27 protein-coding genes are annotated in these 23396 nt (G+C 62.7%); 20 read left to right on the forward strand and 7 right to left on the reverse strand.

What is annotated here, in order from left to right; translation table 11 throughout:
- Window positions 1-119: 119 nt before the first annotated feature.
- Window positions 120-560, forward strand: coding sequence for a MarR family winged helix-turn-helix transcriptional regulator (locus V1289_RS33165; protein ID WP_334402351.1), 441 nt, complete (start codon window positions 120-122; stop codon window positions 558-560).
- The gene (locus V1289_RS33170) at window positions 557-1339 is read left to right on the forward strand and encodes an enoyl-CoA hydratase (protein ID WP_334402353.1); all 783 of its coding nucleotides are present in this window, start codon (window positions 557-559) and stop codon (window positions 1337-1339) included. The genes V1289_RS33165 and V1289_RS33170 overlap by 4 nt, the downstream gene beginning before the upstream one ends.
- 58 nt (window positions 1340-1397) lie before the next feature.
- Here the strand turns inward: V1289_RS33170 and V1289_RS33175 are convergent, their stop codons facing one another.
- From V1289_RS33175 to V1289_RS33185, 3 genes are read right to left on the reverse strand one after another with little or no spacing between them, the layout of a single operon-like run.
- Window positions 1398-1871 carry a GlcG/HbpS family heme-binding protein gene (locus tag V1289_RS33175; protein WP_334402355.1) on the reverse strand — a complete coding sequence of 158 codons (474 nt, stop codon included), beginning with the start codon at window positions 1869-1871 and terminating at the stop codon, window positions 1398-1400.
- Window positions 1872-1916: 45 nt separating this feature from the next.
- The gene (locus V1289_RS33180; protein WP_334402357.1) at window positions 1917-3416 is read right to left on the reverse strand and encodes an aldehyde dehydrogenase family protein; all 1500 of its coding nucleotides are present in this window, start codon (window positions 3414-3416) and stop codon (window positions 1917-1919) included.
- 14 nt (window positions 3417-3430) lie between these two features.
- Complete coding sequence (locus V1289_RS33185) at window positions 3431-4975, reverse strand: hypothetical protein (protein WP_334402359.1); 1545 nt, start codon at window positions 4973-4975, stop codon at window positions 3431-3433.
- 327 nt (window positions 4976-5302) lie between these two features.
- Between V1289_RS33185 and V1289_RS33190 the strand changes: the two genes are divergently transcribed.
- The 13 genes from V1289_RS33190 to V1289_RS33250 all read left to right on the forward strand — a co-directional run bounded on the left by V1289_RS33190 (window position 5303) and on the right by V1289_RS33250 (window position 15232).
- Complete coding sequence (locus V1289_RS33190; RefSeq protein ID WP_334402361.1) at window positions 5303-6073, forward strand: TenA family transcriptional regulator; 771 nt, start codon at window positions 5303-5305, stop codon at window positions 6071-6073.
- 27 nt (window positions 6074-6100) lie between these two features.
- A complete protein-coding gene (locus V1289_RS33195) occupies window positions 6101-6433 on the forward strand; it encodes a 2Fe-2S iron-sulfur cluster-binding protein (protein ID WP_334402363.1) in 333 nt (110 codons plus the stop codon).
- 28 nt (window positions 6434-6461) lie between these two features.
- Window positions 6462-6815 carry a ferredoxin gene (locus V1289_RS33200; RefSeq protein ID WP_334402366.1) on the forward strand — a complete coding sequence of 118 codons (354 nt, stop codon included), beginning with the start codon at window positions 6462-6464 and terminating at the stop codon, window positions 6813-6815.
- A gap of 37 nt (window positions 6816-6852) precedes the next feature.
- On the forward strand, window positions 6853-7194 hold the full coding sequence (locus tag V1289_RS33205; RefSeq protein WP_334402368.1) for a 2Fe-2S iron-sulfur cluster binding domain-containing protein: 342 nt from the start codon (window positions 6853-6855) through the stop codon (window positions 7192-7194).
- A 140-nt stretch (window positions 7195-7334) separates the two neighbouring features.
- The gene (locus V1289_RS33210) at window positions 7335-8150 is read left to right on the forward strand and encodes a GntR family transcriptional regulator (protein ID WP_334402370.1); all 816 of its coding nucleotides are present in this window, start codon (window positions 7335-7337) and stop codon (window positions 8148-8150) included.
- Between the two features lie 113 nt (window positions 8151-8263).
- The gene (locus V1289_RS33215) at window positions 8264-8392 is read left to right on the forward strand and encodes a hypothetical protein (protein ID WP_334402372.1); all 129 of its coding nucleotides are present in this window, start codon (window positions 8264-8266) and stop codon (window positions 8390-8392) included.
- Between the two features lie 57 nt (window positions 8393-8449).
- Window positions 8450-10063, forward strand: coding sequence for a GMC family oxidoreductase (locus V1289_RS33220; protein ID WP_334402374.1), 1614 nt, complete (start codon window positions 8450-8452; stop codon window positions 10061-10063).
- 170 nt (window positions 10064-10233) lie between these two features.
- Window positions 10234-10773, forward strand: a complete 540-nt coding sequence (locus V1289_RS33225; protein ID WP_334402376.1) for a DUF305 domain-containing protein — start codon at window positions 10234-10236, stop codon at window positions 10771-10773.
- A 9-nt stretch (window positions 10774-10782) separates the two neighbouring features.
- Window positions 10783-12249 (forward strand): YncE family protein, encoded by a 1467-nt coding sequence (locus V1289_RS33230; RefSeq protein WP_334402378.1) that lies wholly within the window; start codon window positions 10783-10785, stop codon window positions 12247-12249.
- A 142-nt stretch (window positions 12250-12391) separates the two neighbouring features.
- A complete protein-coding gene (locus V1289_RS33235) occupies window positions 12392-13069 on the forward strand; it encodes a response regulator transcription factor (RefSeq protein ID WP_309184877.1) in 678 nt (225 codons plus the stop codon).
- A 36-nt stretch (window positions 13070-13105) separates the two neighbouring features.
- A complete protein-coding gene (locus V1289_RS33240) occupies window positions 13106-14470 on the forward strand; it encodes a sensor histidine kinase (protein ID WP_334402379.1) in 1365 nt (454 codons plus the stop codon).
- Window positions 14471-14675: 205 nt separating this feature from the next.
- Window positions 14676-14897: a hypothetical protein gene (locus V1289_RS33245; protein ID WP_334402381.1), complete on the forward strand. Its 222-nt coding sequence runs from the start codon at window positions 14676-14678 to the stop codon at window positions 14895-14897.
- Between the two features lie 68 nt (window positions 14898-14965).
- Window positions 14966-15232: a hypothetical protein gene (locus V1289_RS33250; RefSeq protein ID WP_334402382.1), complete on the forward strand. Its 267-nt coding sequence runs from the start codon at window positions 14966-14968 to the stop codon at window positions 15230-15232.
- Between the two features lie 63 nt (window positions 15233-15295).
- Here V1289_RS33250 and V1289_RS33255 read toward each other — a convergent pair whose 3' ends face one another.
- Both V1289_RS33255 and trhO read right to left on the reverse strand, forming a co-directional pair.
- Complete coding sequence (locus tag V1289_RS33255) at window positions 15296-15511, reverse strand: SlyX family protein (RefSeq protein WP_334402384.1); 216 nt, start codon at window positions 15509-15511, stop codon at window positions 15296-15298.
- Window positions 15504-16256 (reverse strand): oxygen-dependent tRNA uridine(34) hydroxylase TrhO, encoded by a 753-nt coding sequence (gene trhO / locus V1289_RS33260; protein ID WP_334402386.1) that lies wholly within the window; start codon window positions 16254-16256, stop codon window positions 15504-15506. The genes V1289_RS33255 and trhO overlap by 8 nt, the downstream gene beginning before the upstream one ends.
- A gap of 194 nt (window positions 16257-16450) precedes the next feature.
- Here trhO and ggt point away from each other — a divergent pair, with 194 nt between their 5' ends.
- The 4 genes from ggt (at window position 16451) to V1289_RS33280 (ending at window position 20993) form a co-directional block, all read left to right on the forward strand.
- Window positions 16451-18037 carry a gamma-glutamyltransferase gene (gene ggt / locus V1289_RS33265; protein WP_334402388.1) on the forward strand — a complete coding sequence of 529 codons (1587 nt, stop codon included), beginning with the start codon at window positions 16451-16453 and terminating at the stop codon, window positions 18035-18037.
- A gap of 212 nt (window positions 18038-18249) precedes the next feature.
- Entirely contained in the window at window positions 18250-19458 is a 1209-nt protein-coding gene (locus V1289_RS33270) for an NAD(P)/FAD-dependent oxidoreductase (protein ID WP_334402390.1), read from the forward strand.
- 65 nt (window positions 19459-19523) lie between these two features.
- Window positions 19524-19985 carry an FKBP-type peptidyl-prolyl cis-trans isomerase gene (locus V1289_RS33275; RefSeq protein WP_334402392.1) on the forward strand — a complete coding sequence of 154 codons (462 nt, stop codon included), beginning with the start codon at window positions 19524-19526 and terminating at the stop codon, window positions 19983-19985.
- A gap of 27 nt (window positions 19986-20012) precedes the next feature.
- Window positions 20013-20993: a D-2-hydroxyacid dehydrogenase family protein gene (locus V1289_RS33280; RefSeq protein WP_334402394.1), complete on the forward strand. Its 981-nt coding sequence runs from the start codon at window positions 20013-20015 to the stop codon at window positions 20991-20993.
- A gap of 94 nt (window positions 20994-21087) precedes the next feature.
- On the opposite strand, the gene V1289_RS33285 is transcribed toward V1289_RS33280, so the two are convergent.
- Window positions 21088-21303 carry a CsbD family protein gene (locus V1289_RS33285; protein ID WP_334402396.1) on the reverse strand — a complete coding sequence of 72 codons (216 nt, stop codon included), beginning with the start codon at window positions 21301-21303 and terminating at the stop codon, window positions 21088-21090.
- Between the two features lie 128 nt (window positions 21304-21431).
- On the opposite strand from V1289_RS33285, the gene V1289_RS33290 reads away from it, so the two are divergent.
- The gene (locus V1289_RS33290; protein WP_334407779.1) at window positions 21432-21962 is read left to right on the forward strand and encodes a cupin domain-containing protein; all 531 of its coding nucleotides are present in this window, start codon (window positions 21432-21434) and stop codon (window positions 21960-21962) included.
- Between the two features lie 68 nt (window positions 21963-22030).
- Here the strand turns inward: V1289_RS33290 and V1289_RS33295 are convergent, their stop codons facing one another.
- Window positions 22031-23251 (reverse strand): Vgb family protein, encoded by a 1221-nt coding sequence (locus V1289_RS33295; protein ID WP_334402397.1) that lies wholly within the window; start codon window positions 23249-23251, stop codon window positions 22031-22033.
- Window positions 23252-23396 lie beyond the last annotated feature (145 nt).

Here is a 23396-nt window from a genome sequence, read left to right on the forward strand (position 1 = left end):
CCGACTGTTCTGACGGCAGCGCGACGGCATCCCGGCGCGGCAAAGATTCATCGTGACAACATCGTGGCCTTCGCTTATATAGTTCACATGCGAACTAAATTTCGGGAGCCGGGATTTAAGTGAATTCCCGTCAGGACCGCCGGCTGGTCTTCCTGCTCAACGTCGCGCAGCGCCGGCTGCAGCGCTGGGCGGCGGCGCGGACGCAGGATAGCGGCGTGACGGCTGCGCAATCCGGGCTGCTGTTCATCCTCGGCCAGCGCGACGGTGTGCTGATGGGCGAAGCCGGCGCGGCGCTCGATTTGGGGCCGCCGGGCATCAGCGGACTGGTCGACCGGATGACGGCCGCGAACCTGATCAGGCGGCGCGCCGATCCGGATGACGGGCGCGCGTGGCGCCTTTGGCTGACGCCCACCGGCCGCGGGGCGCTCGCGCAGGCGAAGGCCGGGCTTGCCGAAATCAACGCGCGCCTCACCGAGGGATTTACCGAAGCCGAAATCGATGTCGTCGCGCGCTGGCTCACCAGTTTGCAAGCCAGATTTCCCAGAGGAGAAGACCAATGACCGAGCATATCAAGATCGCAAACGACGGCGGGATATTGAGCCTGACCATGGCGCGGCCCGACAAGAAGAACGCGCTGACCAACGCGATGTATGGTGCGCTGGCCGACGCGATTGAGGCCGCGGAGACCGACCCCGCCGTCCGCGTCGTGCTGATCCGGGGCGAGGGCGACATGTTCACGGCCGGCAACGACGTCGGCGAGTTCGCGGCGATTGCCGCCGGAAATGTTCAGGGCGAACGGCATGTCAGCCGATTCCTTCAATCGCTCGCACGATCGAGCCGCCCGCTGGTCGCCGCCGTACAAGGCCGCGCCGTCGGCATCGGCACCACGATGCTGCTGCATTGCGACCTCGTCGTGCTTGCCGACAATGCGCTGCTATCGACGCCGTTCGTCAGCCTGGCGCTGGTGCCGGAAGCCGCTTCCAGCCTGCTGATGCCGTTGCGTATCGGTTATGCGCGCGCCTACGAGATGTTCGCGCTCGGCGAAGCGGTGGATGCCGGTTCCGCACTCGCCTGGGGTCTCGCCAACAGGGTCGTCCCATTGGACAAGCTCGATAGCGAGGCACGGGCACTTGCCGCGCGTCTGGCCAAGCAGCCGGCCGGGGCCGTCTCGACGACCAAGCGGCTGATGCGGAATCCGGAAGTGCTGATGGCGCAGATCCTGGCCGAGAGCGAGCAGTTCGCGGCACGCCTGAAAACCGTGGAAGCGCGTGAGGCCTTTACGGCGTTTGCCGAGCGCCGGCCGCCGGACTTCCTGAAGCTCGCGAAGCAACCGGCGTGATCGCCGCGGCCGGGGCGCACATTGCGCCCTGGCCCCAAGAAATCACTTTTTCAAGAAATCACTTCTTGATGTCGGCGGCGACGAGCACGCGATGGTCGCGCAACAGGTCTTGCAAGGCCTGCAGCGCCGCCACACCGCATTTCGTATCCTGCTCGCCATTGCCGCCGCTGAGCCCGATGCCGCCGATGACTTCGTCATCGACCACGATCGGAAAGCCGCCGACGAAAACCGCGAACTTGCCTTCAAAGCTCCATTGAATACCGAACGCCTCGTTGCCGGGCAGCGCAGGTCCGTTCGGCGCCTGGTTGAACAGATGTGTGGAGCGCTTGTGTCCTGCGGCGGTGAACGCCTTGTTCCATGCGATCTGGGGGCCGGTGACGCGCGCGCCATCCATCCGTTCGAGCGCGAGCGGATAGCCGCCCTCGTCGGTCACGCACACCGTCTCCAGCACGCCGATCTCGGTGGATGTTTTGATGGCAGCGGCGACCATGTGGCGGGCCTCGGCGAGTTCCAGCTTGAATGAACGTCTCATCGCATTGTTTCCAGGTGTCGATTTGGGCCGGCGGTCCAGTGCGGCTCAGGTGCCGCGATAGACCGTCTTGATCTGCGTGTAGAATTCCAGTCCGGTGCGGCCGGACTCGCGAAACGTCGACGTGCTCGACCGCTTCAGGCCGCCGAACGGCGCGTTGATCAGGTTGCCGGTCGTGGTGCGGTTGATCTTCACCGTTCCGGATTGAATGTCATTGGCGAAATCCTGCATGACCCGCGGATTGCGGGTCACGATTGCGGCCGACAGCCCGTATTCGGTGTCGTTGGCCTTGGCGATCGCATCCGCATAGCTGTCGACTTCAATGATCGCGATGACGGGACCGAAGATCTCCTCGCGCGCAATCGTCATCTGCTGGGTGACGTCGGTGAAGATCGCCGGCGAGACGTAATAGCCGCCGTCATAGCCGGCGCCGGTGAGCCGCTCGCCGCCGCACAGCAGCGTCGCCTCGCGTCTGCCGATCGCGATGTAGCGAAGCACCGTCTCGAGCTGCTTTGCGGTCGCCAGCGGCCCCATATCCATGCCGGCCGCAAGGCCGCTGCCGATCTTCAGTGCTTTCACCCTGGCGGCGAGTTTCGCGGTGAATTCGGCGCGCACCTGTTTCATCACCAGCACCCGGCTGGTGCCGGTGCAGGCTTGGCCTGCCAGCGAGAGACCGCCCTTGACGGTCAGGTCGACAGCCTGATCGAGGTCGGCATCGTCCATCACGATCAACGGGTTCTTGCCGCCCAATTCCATCTGGGTACGGGTGGTGAACCCCACCGATCGGCAGATATGCTCGCCGGCCGCGGTCGATCCGGTGAAGGAGATGGCGCGGATGACCGGCGGCTCGGTAATGGCCGCACCAATCTCGCCGGCCTTGCCGGTGATGAAGTTGAGGACGCCCTTCGGCAGCCCGGCGACCGCCAGCGCCTCGGCCAGCCGATAGCCGCTCAACGGCGCGTCGGAAGACGGCTTGAAGACGACCGTATTGCCGGTGATGAGCGCGGGCGCGATCTTGCGGGCCGGTATCGAGATCGGGAAGTTCCACGGCGTGATGATCGACACGACCCCGAGCGGCTCGCGCAGGGTATAGACCGTCATGTCGGCATCGTCGTTCGGAAACACCTCTCCCGTCAACGACTGGCCTTCAACCGCGTAAAATCGCAGCGTCTGCGCCGAACGCAGCACTTCATCCCGCGCGAGGTTGAGCGCCTTGCCCATTTCCCGCGTCATCTCCCGCGCGATCCGGTCGGCGTGCGCCTCGAGATAATCCGCGGCGCGGTTGAGGATCGCAGCGCGCTTGGAGACCGATGTCTTCTTCCAGGCCTCGAACGCAGCGGATGCCGCGTCCACGGCGAGGCACGCATCCGCCGCGGTAGATGCTTGAAAGCGGCCGACGATGTCGGCGCTGTCGGCGGGATTGGCGTTGTCGAATGGCTGTTTCGACGAGCTTTGCACCCACTCACCATTGATCAGGTTGCGGAACTCCTCGACATCGGTGGCGCTCACAATGGAAGCCCGTGCATCCCGCATCGCCATGTCACGCATCGTTCCGCTCCCTTTCAATGCCAGATCAGGACGGCGCAGATCGTCGACGCCACCAGTCCGGTGACAACCGGGATCATCACGGTCTGAACGATCTGGAACACCGGCACGCGTGCGAACCCGGCTACCGCGATCAGCGATGACCACGCCACCAGCGTGCCGCCGCCGGTCCATACCGCGCCCATCTGGCCGACGGCGGCGAGCGTCGCCGGATCGAGTCCGACCCCCGGCGCCAACGCGCCCGAGAGCGAGCCGGTGAGCGGCAGGCCGGCGAAACCGGAGCCATCGATGCCGGTGATCATACCGGCGATCAGCACGCCGAAGGCGACGAACACCTGATTGTGCGGAATCCAGCCCTGTGCCGCCTGAACGAGTTCGAACAGCAGATTCGGCGCCTGCGCCGCCGGAACGCCGAGAATGGGCGAGGACAGGCCCTGCTCGGCGCCGAGAAAGAAGAAGCCGGCAATCGGCAACACCGAGCCCATGGCCTTGAACGCGAAGACGAAGCCTTCGGTGACATGGTCGGCGCTGGCATCGAGGAATTTGCGCAAATTGTCGGTAACGAACGATGCGCAGATCATCAGGACCGCAGCGACGCCGCCGACCAGCGCGGCGGCGTCGCCGCCCTTGAGATCATGGCCGATGCCGGCCTTCGCGAGCACCATCACGACGATCACGCACAGGAAAGCGAGCGGCGTGGCGACGGCGAAGAACTTGGACCATGCCTCCCGGCGGCTCGGCAGGGAGGCAAGCTCCTTGTCGATCTGTGCCTGGGTCGCGAACGGCTTCTGGCCCTCGGCGGTCCCGCGCGCAATCTCCGCCTTGTCGAAAGTGCCTTCCTCCTCGACCCGTGCCAGGTCGCCATTGACGGACTGCGCCTGCCAACGTTCGAGCAACCTGTCGTCCGGCTTGGTGATCGACTTGCGGATCGACAGATAAGCCAACATCATCGCTATCACGCCGGTGATCAGCGACAGCACCAGTGCCCGGTCAGCCACCGTGGCGGCGCTGACTGCGATGCCGGCAGCCTTGGCGCTGATCCCGGGGGCGACGCCGATGACGTAGTCGGACGAGAGCGCCATGCCCTGTCCGGCGATCGCGATGGCGAGGGCGCCACCGAGCGGCGGCAGGCCGGCTGCGATCGCCGCCGGCAACAGCACGGCCGAAACCAGCGGCACCGCGGGCGTCGGCCAGAAGAACAGCGAGATAACGTAGGTGATGGCGGCGAGGACGAAATAGGCGGCGTGCCCGTTCTTCATGACCGCGCGAAACGGCTCGACCATGCGGATGTCGGAGCGTAGCACCTTGAGCGCGTTCAACAGCGCCGTCATCAGCGCGATTACCAGGAAGATATTGAAGAGTTCCTTGGCGGCGGTGAAGCTGGCGTTGAAGATGCTGGCCAGCGCCGAAACCGGACTATGCGTCCAGGCGAGCGCGACCAGGAACGTGGCGATCACCGACGGCACGACGACGTTGGCGCGCCAGATCATCGTCAGGACGATGGTGGCGACGCCGAATAGGTAAACCCAATGCGCGGAGACGATCGGAACGTGCTGTTGCATGGTCGGTTGCTCCCCAAAAGAACAGACGCAGTTTGTATACTGTATTCTAGATTTGCAACAATTAATTGTGACCGGATCGCAGGAAGTCGCTGGAGCAGGGAATGGCGGGAGCCCTGATACGGGAGCCCTGATAGGTGAAATATATGTCCTAAATATAGGCGTTAGGCGCAAAATCTTCGCGCGAAAATCCGGTGAGTAACCCAGCCGTCCAACCGTTGACAGGGCGCCAATTTTGTATACAATATACTGATTGGCGCAGCTGCCGTCCCACCAAGAGGTCCGCAGCCTGATGCCGGACGCCATCTCTCACGCGACAGGAGCGCGACGATGCAGCAGCTTATGGATCATGTTCAATTTCGCACCGCACTCGAAAGCGCGATCAAGGGCAAGAGCGCGAACAAGGCGCCCTTCAGTATCGCCTGGGCCAGCGGCAAGCTGAGCCGCGCGCATCTCGCGCGCTGGGCGGAGAACCACTACCATTATGTCGGGCCGTTCGCCGACTATCTCGGCTACATCTATGCGCGGATGCCCGAACAATATCAGGAAGCCAAGGATTTCCTGCTCGCCAACATGTACGAGGAGGAAATCGGCGGTGATCGCCATACCGATCTCTTGATCCGTTTCGCCGAGGCCTGCGGCACGTCAGCGGCGCGGGTCAAGGATCCCGACAACATGACCCCGACGACCCGCGGGCTGCAAAGCTGGTGCTACGCGGTTGCGATGCGCGAGGACCCGATCGTCGCGGTGGCAGGTCTCGTGGTCGGTCTCGAATCGCAGGTGCCCTCGATCTATCGCAAGCAGACGCCGACCCTGCGCGAGAAATACAAGTTCACCGACGAGGAGGTCGAGTTCTTCCACCTTCACATCGTCTCCGATGAAATCCACGGCGAGCGCGGCTACCAGATCGTGCTCGAACACGCCAACACGGTGGAGCTGCAGCAGCGCTGCCTCAAGATCTGCGAAATCGGCGCGCAGATGCGGCTGCTCTACACCACTGCGCTCTATCACGACTATGTCGCCAATGACATTCCGTTGGCGGAACTGGAGACGGCCGAAACCAGGGTGCCGGCTGACGAACGCGCCCTGTTGCAGGCCTGATCGACGCCATCACCGGAGACTGGCGGAGTGCCGAACGTGGTTTTTCACAGGAACGGCCAGATCTTTCAGGGCGAGATCAAGGAGAACACCAATCTCGTCGTCAGGGCCGGCATACGGCAGTTTCCGTATCCGAACTTTCTGTATGGCTGCGGCATGGGCAAGTGCGGGAAATGCGCGTCCCTGATCATCAAGGGCGGCGACCACCTGCCGGAGCCGAACTGGAAAGAGAAGAAGCGCCTCGGAGCCAGGATCGAGCGCGGATATCGCCTGGCTTGTCAGCTCTGGATCACCCACGACATTGAGCTGTCACAGGAGGCAACGCCGCTGGCCGACGTCGTCGCGCCGGGCGGGGTGGGTTGATGCAACGCTGCGCGCGGAGTCTGGGCAGATGCCAAGAGGCATCGCCGGATTGCCGGGCAAAACAGAGCCGGAGGGTCGCGATCCCATGTATGTGATACTGACAAGCAAGCCCGGGCAATTCCGTACCGAAATCGTCGACGGTCTGCGGCCGCTGGCGGCTTACGATTATCTGTTCTACGGGGTGAAGAAAGCGACCTTCGTGATCGCCGAGCTGCTCAGGGATACCAAGGTCAGGGTGATCGACGAAGCCTGGTCACCGCAGATCGTGAACGAGGTGCCCTCGAAATTCCTGGAAAAGTTCGAGACGCCGGAACGTGCGTTCAGCGAACTTCAGCACCTCACGTCTTTCGGCCATATGGACACGAAGCTGCGCAAGCTTTGATCACCCGTCAACCTGTCTGCATCGTGCGGAAGCCGTCATGATCGAAGTCACATTTCTAACCAATGGCGGGAAAACCGTGACGGCGCCGGAAAACAGCAATCTGCTGCGCGTATCCTTGCGCGAGAAGGGCGGCATTCCGTTCAAATGCGGGGGCGGGATTTGCGGGACGTGCAAGTGCCGGATCGAGAAGGGCCTCGAGAACACCGATGCGATCAAGCCGAAGGAACGCAAACACCTGACCGAGGAGCAATTCGCGGCAGGCTACAGGATGGCATGCCAGACATTTCTCAACGGCGATGTGAGCGTGTCCTGGACACCGAAGCCGGCCGCAGCAGCCAACGCCTTCGCCGCGCAAGCGCCACCTGTTGACGGCGAATGACAATGGCTTGATGGTATCTTGATGGTATACAGACGGCAGTTTAGATACGGTGTTGTCGCCGTCAGCTTGATATCCGACGACTGGCTGGATCTCGTTTCGCGGTTCAGCTAACTCGTGGGCGCGGCCGAACGGGTCACTTCATGGCAGGCACGCTGGGAAACTCCAAACGTCTTGGTGACGATTACCCCTCCCTGCACGGCAGGGTGATCGAGGAACTGCGCCAGGCCATCCTGAGCCGTCGGCTGAAGCCCGGCGAACGGCTGATCGAGGGGCGCCTGGCCGATGAACTCGGTGTCTCCCGCAATCCCGTGCGCGAAGCCATCCGTGTGCTGGAATCGGAGGGCCTGGTCGAAGTGACGGCGCGGCGCGGCGCGTCGGTGCTGTCGATGACCGACGAAGAGGCGCGCGAGACGATCGAGGTCCGCGCCCTGCTCGAAGGCCAGAACGCGCGGCTTGCGGCCCGGCGCCGCGAACAAGACATCCTCAAGCGGATCGCGGCCGTGCTGAAGCAGGGCAACGAGGCGGTCGCGGCGAAACGTTATGACCTGCTCTCCGATCTCAACCAGCAGTTTCACCAGGAACTGGCGGCTGCCGGCCACAATCGCGTGCTGGCCGATCTGCTGAAGCGGCTGCGCGAGCGAACGGCGATGCTGTTCGCGCCGACCGATCCGGTGCGTCAGGCCCGCAGCTGGGACGAGCATGCCGGCATCCTGCGCGCCATCATCGCCGGCGACGAGCGCTCCGCGGCTACGCTTGCCGCCGAGCACGTGATGCGCGCCGGCGCCGATTTTCTGGCGACACTCCACATTCCCGACGACAATTCGCCGCTGGACGAATTGTCCGCCGCGGACGACAAGGCGTCCGGTCCTTTGCGTTCCGCGCGTCCGTCCAAAGTAAAATCCGTTCGCCGCAGTCACAACGGCGGAAGTGCGCGGCGGCCAAAAGTCCAGGGCTGATGCCCCATCTCGATCAGGCGCCGGACCCCTCGGTGCTCGGATATTCCAATCCTTGAGTTGCGAAATCCAATTCCTTCAGATGGCCGCTTGAATAGCGGCTGTTTGCGGACTGGATGCGGGACAATGCCATTGAGGCCGTCATCGTGCGGCCGGATCGCTACGTCTTCGCCGGTGCGGAAAATGCCGGCCAATTGAACATGCTGATTAAGCAATTGATCCAGAACCTGCACGCGGGGCGATAGTCTTTTCAAACCGCGGCTTTGTCTGTACCACCGGTGACGCGACCGCCGGGGAAACCAATGAACAATAACAATCACGCTGCAGAATACGACTATGTCATCGTCGGCGCCGGCTCGGCCGGCTGCGTGCTCGCCAACCGCCTGAGCGCCGACGGCAAGCATTCGGTGCTGCTGCTCGAGGCCGGCCCGAAGGATACCAATATCTGGATCCACGTGCCGCTCGGCTACGGAAAACTGTTCAAGGAAAAAACCGTCAACTGGATGTACCAGACCGAGCCGGAGCCGGGGCTGAACGGCCGGCAGGTGTTTCAGCCGCGCGGCAAAGTGCTCGGCGGCTCGAGCTCGATCAACGGCCTGCTTTACGTGCGTGGCCAGCATGAGGATTACGACCGCTGGCGCCAGCGCGGCAACGCCGGCTGGGGCTATGACGACGTGCTGCCCTATTTCAGGAAGGCCGAAAACCAGCAGCGCGGCGCCGACAAATATCATGGCGCAGGCGGTCCGCTGCCGGTATCGGACTGGCGCCACGCCGATCCGCTGTCCGAAGCCTTTGTCGTGGCCGCGGCCGAGGCCGGCATTCCGACCAACCCCGATTTCAACGGCGAGCGCCAGGAGGGCGCGGGTTTTTTCCAGACCACGACCCGGCGCGGCCGGCGCGCCAGCACGGCATTCTCCTATCTTCGCCCCGCCATCAAGCGCGGCAATCTGCGTGTGGAAACCTCGGCGCTGGCGCAGCGCATCCTGTTCGAAGGCCGCCGCGCACGCGCCGTCGAATACAAGCAGGAAGGCCGGTTGCGCACCGCAAAGGCGCGCAAGGAAATTCTGGTCTCGAGCGGCGCGTACAACTCGCCGCAATTGCTGCAGCTCTCCGGCGTCGGGCCCGCGGATCTTCTGAAGCAGCACGGCATCGACATCGTGCTCGATGCGCCCGGCGTCGGCAACGATCTGCAGGATCATTTGCAGGTGAGGCTGGTGACGCGCTGCACGCAGGCCATCACGCTCAACGACGTCGTCAATAATCCTGTTCGGCGCATCATGGCCGGGGTGCAATATGCGGCGCTTCGCAAGGGGCCGCTGACGATCGCCGCGGGCACGTCCGGGGCGTTTTTCAAGACCAATCCACGCCTGGCGACGCCCGATATCCAGATCCACTTCCTGCCGTTTTCGACCGACAAGATGGGCGAAAAGCTGCATGCGCAGTCCGGCTTTACGGCCTCCGTTTGCCAGTTGCGCCCCGAGAGCCGCGGCTCGCTGCGGATCAAGAGCGCGGATCCCGCGGTGCCGCCGGAAATCCGGATCAACTATCTCGCGACCGAGACCGATCGCCGGGCCTTCATCGACGGCATCCGGATCCTGCGCAAGATTCTCGCTGCCCCCGCGCTGAAGCCTTACGCGGTCGGCGAAGTCGATCCCGGGCCGAAGGTCGCGAGCGACGACGAGTTGCTGGACTTCTGCCGCCGCACCGGCAGCACGGTCTATCATCCGACCTCGACCTGCCGGATGGGCAACGATCCCCTGGCGGTGGTCGATCAACGGCTGAAGGTGCGCGGCATCGAGGGGCTGCGCGTGGTCGACGCCTCCATCATGCCGGACCTGATGTCGGGCAATACCAACGCGCCGACCATCATGATCGCCGAAAAAGCCTCCGACATGATTTTGGAGGATGCGCGGTAGACGTCGCGGGAGAGCGTAGCCTGGATGGCACCATCCGGGCTACGATGGCCGATTGTCACCTTCCCTAAATTCCATTTTAGAATTCTAAATCGCTATTTAATTGAGACCATCACCCCCGCTTGGCATCGTCCTGCCGTTCGCGGCAGGTCCCGATTTTGTCTGGAGGTAAGATGGTCTCGCTGTCCAGTTCCTTTATTCGCAAACGTATGATTTCGCTGGCGACGACCCTGTCTGTTAGCGCCACGTCCCTTGCCCTGGCGCACGGGCCGACGCGGCCGCACCACGTCCGCGGTCCCGTAGCACCGATACAAGGTCCCGTAGCACCGATACAATATGTCGCCGATCGGTCAGATGGTTCCGATGAAACGCCGTTTCTGTCGGAAAACGATGCCGCCATGAGCAAGATGATGGCCGACATGACGGTCAAGCCGACCGGGGATATCGATCGTGATTTTGTCGCGATGATGGTGCCGCATCACCAGGGCGCCATCGACATGGCGCAGGCCGTGCTGCGCTATGGCCACAACGAGCAGCTTCGGCGTCTGGCGCAGGAAATCGTCGTCACGCAGCAGCAGGAGATTGCCGCGATGCGGCTCGCCGTCGGCGATCGATTGCCGCCCTCGGTGGCTGCGCCGACGCAGCCGGACGCCCCCGGCGCGACGGATATGTCGCGCGATGCCGTGTCCCATCATTCCATGACGATGCAATAGGAGCCGACGATGAAACGTACCTCTCTTGCATTGGCGTTTCTGGCTTGCACGGCGATATCAGGTGTAGCACCCGCGATGGCGGGACAGGCGCCCGGTGCGGCTTCGGATCAGGATATTCCGGTCAGCCACCGCGATCGGGTTTATTCCGCGGAGCAATTTTCCAACACCGTCTCGGTGACTGATCCCGTCGACAACCGGCTGGTCGGCGTCATCCGGCTCGGCGATCCCCAGCCCGGCAATTTCAGTCCGCTCTACAAGGGCCAGGTGCTTGTTCACGGCATGGGTTTCTCGCCCGATCACAAAACCATCGCGGTGGTCTCGATCGGCAGCAACTCCGTGACCTTCATCGACACCGCCACCAATGCGGTGAAACACACGACCTATGTCGGCCGTTCGCCGCACGAGCCGTTCTTCACGCCAGACGGCAAGGAGGTCTGGGTAACCGTTCGCGGCGAGGACTATGTCGCGGTGCTCGACGGACAGAGTTTTGAAGAGAAGTCGCGCATCAAGGTGCCGGCGGGTCCGGGCATGCAGATCTTCTCGCCCGACGGCAAATACGGTTATGTCTGTTCATCGTTCAATCCGGAAACCGTCGTTGTGAGCGTCGCCGATCATCAGATCGTCGGTCACGTCAAGCAGGACAGCCCGTTCTGCCCGAACATCGCGGCGACGCCGGACGGCAAGCAGGTCTGGTTCACGCTCAAGGACATCGGCCGGACCATGGTGTTCAATGCGCAGCCACCGTTCAATGTATTGAAGTCGATCGATACCGGTCCGATCACCAATCATGTCAACTTCGCCCGCAACGCTAATGGGACATTCGCCTATGTTACGGTCGGCGGACTGAACGAAGTCAAGGTATTCCGCACCGACGATTTCTCGCTAACTGCGACCATCCCGGTCGGCAAGCTGCCGCATGGGGTCTGGCCGTCGGGCGACGGCAGCCGGATTTACGTCGGGCTCGAAAATGCCGATGGCATGGCCGCGATCGATACCATGACCAACAAGGTCATTTCGACGAGCCCTGTCGGTCAGGCGCCGCAGGCCATCAACTACGTTCCCAACGCCGTGCCCGAGGGGGACGGCACCGCTCACCTGCAGCCGCTGGGTGTCGCCGGCCAGGCCGTGCATCTGGCTTTGGGCGCAGTGCATTCAGGCAACACGGCGGAGGATAAGGCCGCGACCAGCGTTTCGCTGTTCGATCAAGGCCTGATCCAGATATTGCAGGCCTCGGTAACCGGGCTTGAACCGAAGCAGCCCTACGTCCTCGCGCTTGCCCGCGAGTTTGATGGAAAAGGGCCGCTCGAGCCGTTGTCGGCATTCATGACCAATCCGGCAGGCTCGGCGATCGTCAATGCCACCGGGCCGATCCGCCAAATCGTGCGCGGCGAGGACAAGACCCAGCGCCGCTATCTTGTGATCGCGCAGGGTCGTGCCGACAGTCCGGGCCCGATCGCACAGGTGCAGTTGCGATAGCGTCGTCGCGGCCCTTAAACAGGCCCAATAAAGGGGATATATGATGACCGCAGCAGCAGCCATCAGGTTGACTGCAGCAATCCCGCGGATCGGCGCCACCACCAGCGGAGCCCTCGCATTTCCGGCCATCGGCAAGTCGCTCATGACAAAAATTTTGCTGATCGAGGACGACGATGAAACGGCACAAGAGGTTACCGCCGAGCTGGTCGAGCGTGGTTTCGACGTGGAATGGAGTGCTGATGGAACGGCAGGGCTGGCCTCGGCCCGTTCGTCATGCCCCGACGTCTTGATCGTGGATCGGATGCTGCCCGGCATGGACGGCCTCTCGATCATTGAGACACTGCGGCAGGAGCAGGTGCGCACCCCAGTGCTGGTTCTGAGCGCGTTGGGTGCGATCGACGACCGCGTGCGCGGATTGCGGGCGGGCGGCGACGATTATCTCACCAAGCCGTTCGCGATCCTCGAACTCGTGGCGCGGATCGAGGCGCTGCTGCGCCGGCCGGCGCAATCACGCGAGACCATCCTTCGCGTGGGGGCGCTGGAGCTCGACCTGATCGAGCGAACGGCCAGACGCGGCGCCCGCGAGATCGATTTGTTGCCGCGGGAATTTCGCCTGCTCGAATACATGATGCAACGCTGCGACCAGTTGCTGACGCGGGCCATGCTGCTCGAAGAAGTCTGGAACTACAAATTCGTACCGGCGACCAATCTCGTGGACGTGCACATGGGCCGGCTGCGCCACAAAGTGGACGGCCCGGACGAAACACCCATGATCCACAATGTCCGCGGCGCCGGATTTATCCTGCGTACGCCGACCTGATGCCGTGCCACGTCATCCTCAGGGCGGAGCGAGCGCATGATCTGGCCTGAACTCGTGCGCTCGACTTCGTTTCGCCGGGCGCTGGTGCTGGCTGCGGCGTTGACGGCGATCATCGTCGCGCTGTTCGGCTTCGTCTACTGGAAAACCGACAGCTACCTGACGGCGCGATCCGATCAGATGATCATGACGCAACTCAACGTCATTTCCCTGCTGTCGGATCAGCGCCTGCTGGACGCGATCGACGCGCATCTGAGGGAGGATTCGCGTGGTGTCCAGTTCGCCGGCTTGTTCGGAGCCGACGGAAGCCGCATTGCTGGCAACATCGCCAAGCTGCCGCGCGGCCTCAAAACCGGAACTCCGGCGCACCGCGTGCAGATCATGGCGATACGTGCGGCAAGCCTCGAAAATCAGGTGGTGCAGGGCGTGGCGCGGCAACTGCCGGATGGCGAAGTGCTGGTGATCGGGCGACTGGTCGATGAAACCGTCGATGTCGCCCGTGTCATCGGTCAGGCGCTCGGGCTTGGTCTGGTGTTTGCTCTGGGCCTCTGCCTGGTGGCGGGCACGCTGGCGAGCCTTCGTGCAGCCAAGCGGGTCGAGGAGGTCAGCACGCGGGTTCAGCGCATCGTTGCCGGCGACCTGCGCGAGCGGCTGCCCCAGAGCGACGACGGCGATCCGTTCTCGAAACTGGCCGCGATCGTCAACGGCATGCTCGACGAAATGGAAACCATGATCCATGCGCTCGCCGGCGTCGGCAACGACATTGCCCATGATTTGCGAACGCCGTTGACGCGCGCACGCCTGACCCTGGAACGCGGTCGCGCCAACGCGGTAACCCTCGAGCAGCTTCAGGCCACTGCCGACAAGACGATCACCGGCATCGATCAATCGCTGGCGATCGTCACCGCCTTGCTGCGGTTGGCGGAAATCGAGAACAGCCGGCGCTCCGCCGGCTTCGGTGTCGTTGCACTCGATCAATTGCTGCGCGAGGTCCGCGACATCTACGAACCGATTGCGGAAAACAAGGACATCGCCCTGAAGGTTAAGGCCTCGCCGGAAATATCGGTCCACGGCGATCGCGACCTGTTGATCGAGGCGGTGGCCAACCTCGTCGACAACGCCATCAAGTTTACCCCGGTGGGCGGAAGGGTCGATATCGATCTGATCCGCGGCGAAGGTGAAAGCGTGGTGCGCGTCAGCGATACCGGACGCGGTATCAGTGAAGGCGAACGCGACGCCGTATTGCGTCGCTTTTATCGCTCGGAAAAAGACCGGAATACCCCGGGCGTTGGCCTCGGTCTCAACCTGGTTGCCGCGATTGTGAAGTTGCACGGCTTTCGGCTGGCGATCTTTTCCGGTCCCGGTTGCCGGGTGGAAATAGTTTGTCCGGATCAAGTGCCGTGATCATGCGGTGAAATGTCGCCATGGTTCACTCTGGTGATGAGTTTCAACGACAGCATGATGCGGCGCCGTAGCCGCTGGAATCGATTATCAAGCGATTTAGGGTTGTGACGTTGCCTTGAGCGCGAGGCGTCGTTCCGGGCCAATCAATGGTTCCCGCTGGAACTCCTCCGAATCTCACGCGTTGTCTCGGCAACGGAGGTATCCCATGGCTGAGAGATTCGATCCGGCGCCGCACGACAAGCACGCCGCCAATCCCCGTGAGGCGCATGCGGCCGATCGGGAGATCCATGCGAAACTCGAGGCCGGCCTGATGGACAGCTTTCCGGCTTCCGATCCCGTCAGCGCCACGCAACCGGCGCCGTCGAAACATGACCGCGATCGCGAAAACGAATCGCTCTGGGAAAGGGTTTTCGCGGTTTTCCGCTAGACGCGACGCGGAACGATTCATATTGCCGCGAATTGCGTCCCTGATAATTTCCTTGCGAGGAACATGCGATGATCAAGCGTCTTGTAGTGGCTGCCGTCGCGGTGGCTGGAGTTTCGCTGGCGATGCCGGTTAGCGCTGAAGAAGTCGGCGTCGGGGTCGGTCCCGGTGGTGTCGGTGTCACCGTCGGTACTGGACATGACCGTGATCGCGACCGTGAGGTGATCCGCGAGCGTGAATACCGGGATCGCGATCGCGACGAAACCGTCGTCATCAAGCGCGGTCACGACCGCGACTTCGACCGTGATCGCAAGGTCATCATCGACCGCGATCGCTAACGGCGTTGCGTAGAGTTTGAGGGAACGGCCTCCGATGCGGAGGCCGTTCTTTTAAGTGGACACTCAATAATGCGGCGGCGGATCGTTTGGCGGGCCGGTCGCGTTGCTTTCCGCTTCCTGCACACGCTCCTTCAGCGCCGCGATCTGGCGCGTCAGCGCATCGATCTGCTGCCATTGCGCGGTGATGGTCAGGTTCAGCATCTCGATGGTCTCGTCCTGGAATGTCAGCCGCACCTCCAGCGCGTCGATGCGGTCGCTCAGCGCCTTCGCCTCACTCATCGGAAGCCCCGTCCGTTCCGCGCTCGCGCAAGCCGTGTCCCAGCGCGACGCGTTCGTCGAACACAAAACAGTCACCGCGCCAGCGGCTCTGGTCTTCCGGCACGCCCTCCAGATATCGCAGGATGCCACCCTTGAGATGATAGACCTCGGCAAAGCCGCGCGAGAGCAGATAGGCGCTGGCTTTTTCACATCTGATACCGCCGGTACAGAACATCGCGATCTTCCGGTGCTTTGCCGGATCGAGATGTTGGGCGGTAAATTCCTTGAACTGGCCAAAGCTCCGGATGCCCGGATCGACCGCGCCTTCAAAGGTCCCCATCGCGACCTCGAAGGCGTTGCGGGTATCGATCACGAGCGTGTCGGGGGCCGCGATCAGCGCGTTCCAGTCGGCGGGATCGACATAGGTGCCGACCTGTCGCGTCGGATCGACCTCCGCATCGCCGAGCGTGACGATTTCCTTCTTCAGCCGCACCTTCATACGCCCAAACGGCATGGTTGAGCTGGACGAGAATTTCAGCTCGAGATTGTCGAGTCGGTCGCCGAACAGGGGGCCATGTTGCAACTCGCCGACGAACGCATCGATGGCCTCCGGCGTGCCGGCAACGGTGCCGTTGATGCCCTCCGGCGCCAGCAGCACGCTGCCCTTCAGCCCAAGGCGAGCGCAGATTGCGCGCAGCGGTTCGTGCAGCTCCCGGAAATCCGGGACCCGGGCAAATTGATAGAGAGCGGCGACCTTGTGGGGCATCTCGGGGGTTTATCAGCCAGCCAGGGCAGGGGAAACCCCGCAAAACAGGGATCATTCCAGCGTTCACCAAGCAGGGCTGGGGCGCCAATTCTCTGGTATGCCAGCCATTGCCCTGCCCGGGATGAATGTGTCATGTAACCCCGTTTCCGCAGGGGCAAACGCAGCAAAAACAACGGTCAAGTGAGCAATCTGTCATGAGGAATTTCCATTTCGCCGGCCGTTCGACGGTCCACACCCAGAACGCGATGGTGGCGACGTCGCATCCGGCGGCGGCGCTGGTGGCGGTCGACGTGATGCGCGCCGGCGGTACCGCCGTGGACGCTGCGATCGCGGCCTCCGCGCTGCTGGCGGTGATCGAGCCGCAATCGACCGGGATCGGCGGCGACTGCTTCGCGTTGGTGCAGCCCAAGGGCGAGGGCAAGATCACAGCCTATAATGGCTCGGGCCGCGCGCCGATGGCGGCAACGGCCGATTGGTATCTGGAACGCAAGATCCATTCGGTGCCGCTGACGTCGGCGCATGCAGTCAGCATTCCCGGCGCCATCGATGCCTGGGACACGCTGCTGCGCGATCACGGCAAGCTCGGTTTCGACACTTTGCTGCAGCCCGCGATCAAGGCCGCGGAAGAAGGCTACATCGTCGCCCCGCGCATCGCCTTCGACTGGAAGAACGGCTTTGACAAGCTGAAGAACGGCACCAACACCGCGCGCTATTTGCTGCCGCATGGCAAGCCCGCGGTCGCCGGCGACGTGATCCATCAGCCCGAACTCGGCAAGACACTGCGCGCGATCGCCAAGGGCGGCCGCGATGCGTTCTACAGCGGCGAGATTGCCGCCGACATGGTCGATACCCTGCGCGGCATCGGCGGTCTGCACACGCTGGAAGATTTCGCAGCTCATACCACCGAGACGACGTCGCCAATCGGCACCATCTACAAGGGCTATGACGTCTGGCAGTGCCCGCCGAACGGCCCGGGCATCACCATGCTGGTCATGCTGAACATCCTCTCCCGCTTCGACCTGACGAAGTTTCCGGCGCTCAGCGTCGAGCGCTTCCACCTGGAAGCTGAAGCGGCGCGCATCGCCTACATGATGCGGGAGCAATATATCGGCGATCCCCAGCAGGTTCACGTCGACGTCGCCGGCATTCTGGCAAAGGAATTCGCCGAGGAGCATATCAGCAAGATCCGGATGGACGGGCTGCTTGATCTGCCCAACGTCGCGCCGCCGATGAATCCCTCGACCGTCTATATCACCGTGGTCGACAAGGACCGCAACGTTTGCTCGTTCATCAACTCGATCGCGCACTCCTTCGGTTCGGCGATCGTGTCGAACAAGACCGGCATTCTGCTGCAGAATCGCGCCGGCGGCTTCCGTATCCAGCCCGGCCATCCCAATTGCATCGCGCCGGGCAAGCGGCCGCTGCACACGATCATTCCCAGCCTTGCGACCAAAAACGGCCGCGCGGTGATGCCGTTCGGCGTGATGGGTGGGCAGTATCAGCCGGTCGGCCAGACCCATGTGCTGACCAACATGCTGGACTACGGCTGCGACGTGCAGGAAGCGATCGATATGCCGCGCGGTTTGCATTACGAGGGCGTCTACCAGCTCGAGGACAGCGTGCCGGCCGACATCGTCGAGGGCCTGAAAAAGATCGGGCACAAGACCACCAGCGTGGTCGGCCCGCTCGGCGGCGGCCAGGCGATCTGGATCGACTGGGACAAGGGCACGCTGACCGGCGGTTCCGATCCGCGCAAGGATGGTTGCGCGCTGGGGTATTGAGGCATCGCTGTTTCTTAGCTCTTTCCGATCGTTTCATCGGCAGGAAAGTGGAACCGGCGCCGTCCTCACGGCACCGCGCTCCTCCACTCGGAACAACATCTTATCGTCTCTGTTAAGACGATGAGGCGCAGGCGTGCGCCGCGACACTTTGCGCCAGCGTTAGAGGGTTTGTTATCGGCGTTCTCGATCCAGACGATACCGAACAGGCCGATTTGCGCGGCGGCCGTTCGCCGTGGTTTGCGGTCGCCGGACAACCGGTCCGCCGCGAAGTCGTCGAGAACATCAAATGCGATGCACTTATCATCGGCGCAGGTATCACCGGATCGCTGATCGCCGAGCGACTGACGCGTCAGGGACTGAATGTCGTCATCATCGATCGCGAACTGCCCGGGCGCGGCAGCACGGCCGCGAGCACGTCGATGCTGCTGTGGGAGATCGATCGATCGCTGACCGAATTGACTGAGGCCTATGGCTTCGAGCGGGCATCGCGCGCCTATCGCGCCAGCCTTGCCGCGGTTACCGGCCTGAAATCGCTGGTCCTGCAACTCGGCGTCGCCTGCGACATGCGCGACAAGGATTCACTTTATCTGGCTGCGGGCGATACCAGCGCTGAATTGCTTGGAGAACATCAGCTTCGAATGCGCGCCGGTCTGCCCGGCGATTTTCTGGACCATGCGCCGCTGCTCGATGGCTATGGGATCGCACGCGCCGGTGCGATCGTGTCGCCGGGCGCGGCCGACGCCGATCCCATGCAGTTGGTGCGTGGTCTGCTGCGGCTGGCTGTTACCCGCGGCGCCCGCCTGTTCGAGGGAGAAGCCGTCGAATTCGACGCGGCCGCGCGCTCGGTCGGCGTTCAGCTCCATAACGGCCGCCAGATCGAGGCCCGTTCGGTCGTGCTCGCCACCGGCTATGTCATGCCCGATATCGTCCATTCGACCATTCAAACTGTATCTTCCAGTTGGGCCATCGGGACCACGCCGCAGCCGCAGAATGTCTGGAAGGACGCCGCACTGATCTGGGAGAACAGCAAGGATTATCTCTATGCGCGAACAACGCGGGCGGGACGGATCATCATCGGCGGCGAGGACAGCGAGGAAGAGATCGAACCCGAGCGGCGCGATCGCCTGATCCTGGAGAAATCCAGGGCATTGGCAAAAAAGCTCGCAGCACTCTGGCCGGTTGCGAACACAGAGATCGAATTCCGCTGGTCCGGCACCTTCGATACCACACGCGACGGCCTGCCGCTGATCGGTCCCGTCCCCGGCGCCAAAGGCATCTATGCCGCCTACGGCTATGGTGGCAACGGGATCACGTTCAGTTTTATGGCCGCGCAATTGATCGGTGATTTGATCGCAGGCTCGACCTCGCCACTGCTGCGCGATTTCGCGCTGGACCGGAATGACGGAATGGCTGCTCTCTGAAAAATGGCTATGGAAATGGCCCGTCTTGGGCTAGAGACGTCCGTCCTTCAGAAGAGGTATTCAATATGCGATCTTCCCGACGCACGATCATCAAAACCAGCTTTGCCGCGATAGCGGCAGCGGTTTCAACGCCCGTTGTTATTGCCACGATGGCATCAGCCCAGACCGCAGGAAAACCCATGACCACAGCATCAGGTTTGCAGATCATCGACAGCACTGTCGGCACCGGCGCTTCGCCGAAACCCGGCCAGACCTGCGTCATGCATTACACCGGCTGGCTCTACGAAAACGGCGTGAAGGGCAAGAAATTCGACTCTTCCGTCGACCGCAACGAGCCGTTCGAATTTCCGATCGGGCAGCACAGGGTGATCGCCGGCTGGGACGCGGGCGTCGCCACCATGAAGGTCGGCGGCAAGCGCACGCTGATCATCCCGCCCGCGCTCGGCTATGGCGCCCGCGGCGCCGGCAGTGTGATCCCGCCCAACGCGACGCTGATGTTCGATGTCGAATTGCTCGCAGTGAAATAAGCGCCGCGAGGGAAGGGAGCGCGTATCGTGAAGGTCTCCATCCTCGACGACTATTTCGACACGCTGCGCACCCTCGACTGCTTTCGCAAGCTCGACGGCCATGACGTCACGATCTGGAACGATCACGTTCAGGATGTTGACGCGCTGGCGGAACGCCTGCGCGACACCGAAGCGCTGGTGCTGATCCGCGAGCGGACGCAAATCCGCACGCCACTTCTGGAGCGGTTGCCGAAGCTGAAGCTGATTAGTCAGCGCAGCGTCTATCCCCATATCGACATCGACACCTGCACCCGGCTCGGCATCGTCGTGTCGTCGGGCCAGCACGCCGATACGCCGTCCTATTCCACCGCCGAATTCACCTGGGGCCTGATCCTCTCGGCGATGCGCGCGATCCCGCAGCAGATGGCGGCGCTAAAGGCCGGCAAATGGCAGATCGGTGTCGGCCACACCTTGCGCGGCAAGACGCTCGGCATCTACGGCTACGGGCGGATCGGGGCGGTCGTTGCCGGTTACGGCAAGGCGTTCGGCATGAAGGTGCTGGTATGGGCGCGGGAAGCAGCACTGGCGAAAGCGCGCGCCGACGGTTACGAGACCGCCAGCAGCAAGGCAGACTTCTTCGAGCGATGCGATGTGCTCTCGATGCATATGCGGCTGGTCGATGGCACCCGCGGCATCGTCAGGGCGGACGATCTCGCGCGCATGAAGCCGACGGCGCTCCTGGTCAATACCAGCCGCGCGCCGCTGATCGAGCCGAATGCGCTGGTCGATGCACTGCGGGCCGGGCGGCCCGGCATGGCGGCGGTGGACGTTTACGAGAAGGAACCGCTGCGCGACGTCAACGATCCCCTGCTGACCATGGACAACGTCGTTTGCACCCCGCATCTCGGCTACGTCTCGCGCGACGAATACGAAATCCAGTTCACGGATATTTTCGACCAGATCGTGGCTTACGCCGCGGGCACACCGACGAATGTCGTTAATCCGGATGTGATGGGCAACCGGCGGTGATGTTCGAACTCCCTCGCCCGCAAGCGGGGCGAGGTAACAAAAAAGACCGGCCCAAATGGACCGGTCTCTTCGATTCCAGTTTTACCAGCGCCGATCAGAGATTCTTGTTCGCCGCGGCGGCCGCCTTGTTGACGGCATCTTTCGTCGCTTCCTTGGCGTCGCCGACGGCCTTCTGGCCCTTGCCCTTCACTTCCTGAATCACGCCTTCGCCCTGCAGGCGATCGGAACCGGTGGCTTCGCCGATGCCCTGCTTGGCCTTGCCGATGGCTTCGTTGGTGGTGCCCTTGATCTTGTCTGCCGTTGAACCCATGGGAACTCTCCTTTGTTAAGCGTCGACAGGACAAGCCTCGTATGCGGCGATCGTTCCTTTATTCGTCTGGCTTGCGATCACGGTTTTATGTACCGTTCGCGAATGAACATTTCAGCGAAAGCAGCATGATGTCAGGCTCTCACGATCACACCCATTCCGGTCATTCCCACGGCGATCATTCCCACGATCACGACGAGCGCTGGAAGCATGACGGCGTCCGTGTCATTCCCGGCAATCAGCTCGATCCCAACGTGCCGTCGACCGCGGGCATGGACCGCAAGGCCGCGATCAACTTCGCGCGCGTCGGGGCGCAGAAATTATGGGCGGGCACCGTCACCATCAGGCCCGACGCCAAGACCGGCGCGCATCACCACGGCCATCTCGAAAGCATCATCTATGTCGTGAAGGGCAAGGCGCGGATGCGCTGGGGCGAGCAGCTGCAGTTCACCGCGGAAGCGGGTCCCGGCGATTTCATTTTCGTGCCGCCTTACGTGCCGCATCAGGAAATCAATGCCAGCCGCGACGAGACGCTCGAATGCGTGCTGGTGCGCAGCGACGGCGAGGCAGTCGCGATCAATCTCGACATCGAGCCGGTGGAGAAGCCGGAGACCGTGCTGTGGGTCGACCCGGTGCACAGGGACCCGGCGGAGAAGAAGTAGGGGCGTCTATCCGCCGGCGACGCTTAAGCGTCGCCCGCGGAATCGCATGCGATATCCGTCGTCTTGCCTCAGTCCCGTTTTATCGTGACCAGCGTAATGTCATTCATCAGGCTGTCGGCCAGCAGGAAATTGCCGTCGCGCGTGACCGACGTGTTGCGCACGATGTTTCCGCCGCCGGGGATCGCCCAGCTCTGGAATTTTTCAGTCTTGGGATCGAAGCGCACCACGGTATTCGGGGTCGAGCCGGACTCGCTATACCAGATGATATCGTTGATCGCCGAGATGCCATACGGCTCCGACTTCGGTCCACTCGGCGACTGCCATTCCGTCACCTTGCCGGTCGCCGGATCGAGACGGCCGAGATAACCGCGCGCGTAGTCGGAGTACCACACGATGTCGTCGCTCGTGATCGTGATGCGGCGCGGTCGCGATGCCGCATCCGGCAGCCGGTACTCGTGAAATTCCATCGTCTTTGGATCGATGCTGCCGACCTGGTTGGTGCCGAACTCCACGAAGAAAATGCTGCCTTTCGAATTCAACGCCATGCCGTAGGGGCGCGAATTGGCTGTCGGTGGCGTGAGCAGCTTGATCTCGCCACTCTTCGGGTCAAGACGGCCGATCCGGTTGAGGTTCTGCATCGTGAACCACAGGATTCCATTTTTGTCGAAGATGAGCGTATGCGGATCGCCCTGCTCCGGGGTCGGGTATTCGGTGACGGCTCCGGTCTTCGGATCGAGCTTTCCGATCAAGGATCCGGTGTTGCCGGTGTACCAGATGTTGCCGTCATGGTCCTCCTGCAGCCCGTGCGGTCCGGAGTGCGGCGTCTTGAGCTTGAATTCCGTGAATTTGCCGGTCGCGGGATCCAGCCGGCCGAGCACGTTGGCCAATTGGCCGGTGTACCAGAGCGCACCGTCCTTCGTTGCCAACGGGTCATGCGGTCGTGAGCCCGGGGTGGGGACCTGCCAGTTCTGGAACGAAACCTCGGCCGGTCCCGGAATGACCACGCCGTCGGGCTTGCCCTTTTCCGGGAAGCTCTTGACCAGGTAGGCCTTGAGCGGCTCGATCTGATCAGCCGGCAGCGGAGCGCCTTGATTGACCATCATCCGCAGCACGGTGCTCCAGCCACTCGCCGTATAGCCCGAACCCACGCGGCTCAACAACGTATGGCAGATGTTGCAATTGGCCTCGGCTAACTCCTTGCCGGGTCCGTCGGGCAGCTGTTGGCCGATCGCGGGAAATCCGCAGCAGAGCAGCGCAGTCGTCAAAACCGCGCATGATGTTTTGAACATGATTCCTCCCTGAGTTTCGCGCTCTACGGTGCCCCGCTGCGCATCAATTCGCTCCCATGCTTCATGCCGGATTTTTCCGGTCAGGAGGCCGCCAAGACTAAGCCGTCTTCCCGAGCGCAGGCGCGCGCTGTTTTGGCGGCCTTGT

It is taken from the genome of Bradyrhizobium sp. AZCC 2289 (genome assembly GCF_036924615.1).
In the GTDB taxonomy this organism is placed as follows: Bacteria; Pseudomonadota; Alphaproteobacteria; order Rhizobiales; family Xanthobacteraceae; genus Bradyrhizobium.

Coding starts and splice junctions, on each gene's coding strand:
- V1289_RS33170 (WP_334402353.1), top strand. CDS start 557: ATGACCGAGCATATCAAGATCGCAAACGACGGCGGGATATTGAGCCTG.
- V1289_RS33175 (WP_334402355.1), bottom strand. CDS start 1,871: ATGAGACGTTCATTCAAGCTGGAACTCGCCGAGGCCCGCCACATGGTC.
- V1289_RS33180 (WP_334402357.1), bottom strand. CDS start 3,416: ATGCGTGACATGGCGATGCGGGATGCACGGGCTTCCATTGTGAGCGCC.
- V1289_RS33185 (WP_334402359.1), bottom strand. CDS start 4,975: ATGCAACAGCACGTTCCGATCGTCTCCGCGCATTGGGTTTACCTATTC.
- V1289_RS33190 (WP_334402361.1), top strand. CDS start 5,303: ATGCAGCAGCTTATGGATCATGTTCAATTTCGCACCGCACTCGAAAGC.
- V1289_RS33200 (WP_334402366.1), top strand. CDS start 6,462: ATGCCAAGAGGCATCGCCGGATTGCCGGGCAAAACAGAGCCGGAGGGT.
- V1289_RS33205 (WP_334402368.1), top strand. CDS start 6,853: ATGATCGAAGTCACATTTCTAACCAATGGCGGGAAAACCGTGACGGCG.
- V1289_RS33210 (WP_334402370.1), top strand. CDS start 7,335: ATGGCAGGCACGCTGGGAAACTCCAAACGTCTTGGTGACGATTACCCC.
- V1289_RS33215 (WP_334402372.1), top strand. CDS start 8,264: ATGCGGGACAATGCCATTGAGGCCGTCATCGTGCGGCCGGATCGCTAC.
- V1289_RS33220 (WP_334402374.1), top strand. CDS start 8,450: ATGAACAATAACAATCACGCTGCAGAATACGACTATGTCATCGTCGGC.
- V1289_RS33225 (WP_334402376.1), top strand. CDS start 10,234: ATGGTCTCGCTGTCCAGTTCCTTTATTCGCAAACGTATGATTTCGCTG.
- V1289_RS33230 (WP_334402378.1), top strand. CDS start 10,783: ATGAAACGTACCTCTCTTGCATTGGCGTTTCTGGCTTGCACGGCGATA.
- V1289_RS33235 (WP_309184877.1), top strand. CDS start 12,392: ATGACAAAAATTTTGCTGATCGAGGACGACGATGAAACGGCACAAGAG.
- V1289_RS33240 (WP_334402379.1), top strand. CDS start 13,106: ATGATCTGGCCTGAACTCGTGCGCTCGACTTCGTTTCGCCGGGCGCTG.
- V1289_RS33245 (WP_334402381.1), top strand. CDS start 14,676: ATGGCTGAGAGATTCGATCCGGCGCCGCACGACAAGCACGCCGCCAAT.
- V1289_RS33250 (WP_334402382.1), top strand. CDS start 14,966: ATGATCAAGCGTCTTGTAGTGGCTGCCGTCGCGGTGGCTGGAGTTTCG.
- V1289_RS33255 (WP_334402384.1), bottom strand. CDS start 15,511: ATGAGTGAGGCGAAGGCGCTGAGCGACCGCATCGACGCGCTGGAGGTG.
- trhO (WP_334402386.1), bottom strand. CDS start 16,256: ATGCCCCACAAGGTCGCCGCTCTCTATCAATTTGCCCGGGTCCCGGAT.
- ggt (WP_334402388.1), top strand. CDS start 16,451: ATGAGGAATTTCCATTTCGCCGGCCGTTCGACGGTCCACACCCAGAAC.
- V1289_RS33275 (WP_334402392.1), top strand. CDS start 19,524: ATGCGATCTTCCCGACGCACGATCATCAAAACCAGCTTTGCCGCGATA.
- V1289_RS33285 (WP_334402396.1), bottom strand. CDS start 21,303: ATGGGTTCAACGGCAGACAAGATCAAGGGCACCACCAACGAAGCCATC.
- V1289_RS33290 (WP_334407779.1), top strand. CDS start 21,432: ATGTCAGGCTCTCACGATCACACCCATTCCGGTCATTCCCACGGCGAT.
- V1289_RS33295 (WP_334402397.1), bottom strand. CDS start 23,251: ATGTTCAAAACATCATGCGCGGTTTTGACGACTGCGCTGCTCTGCTGC.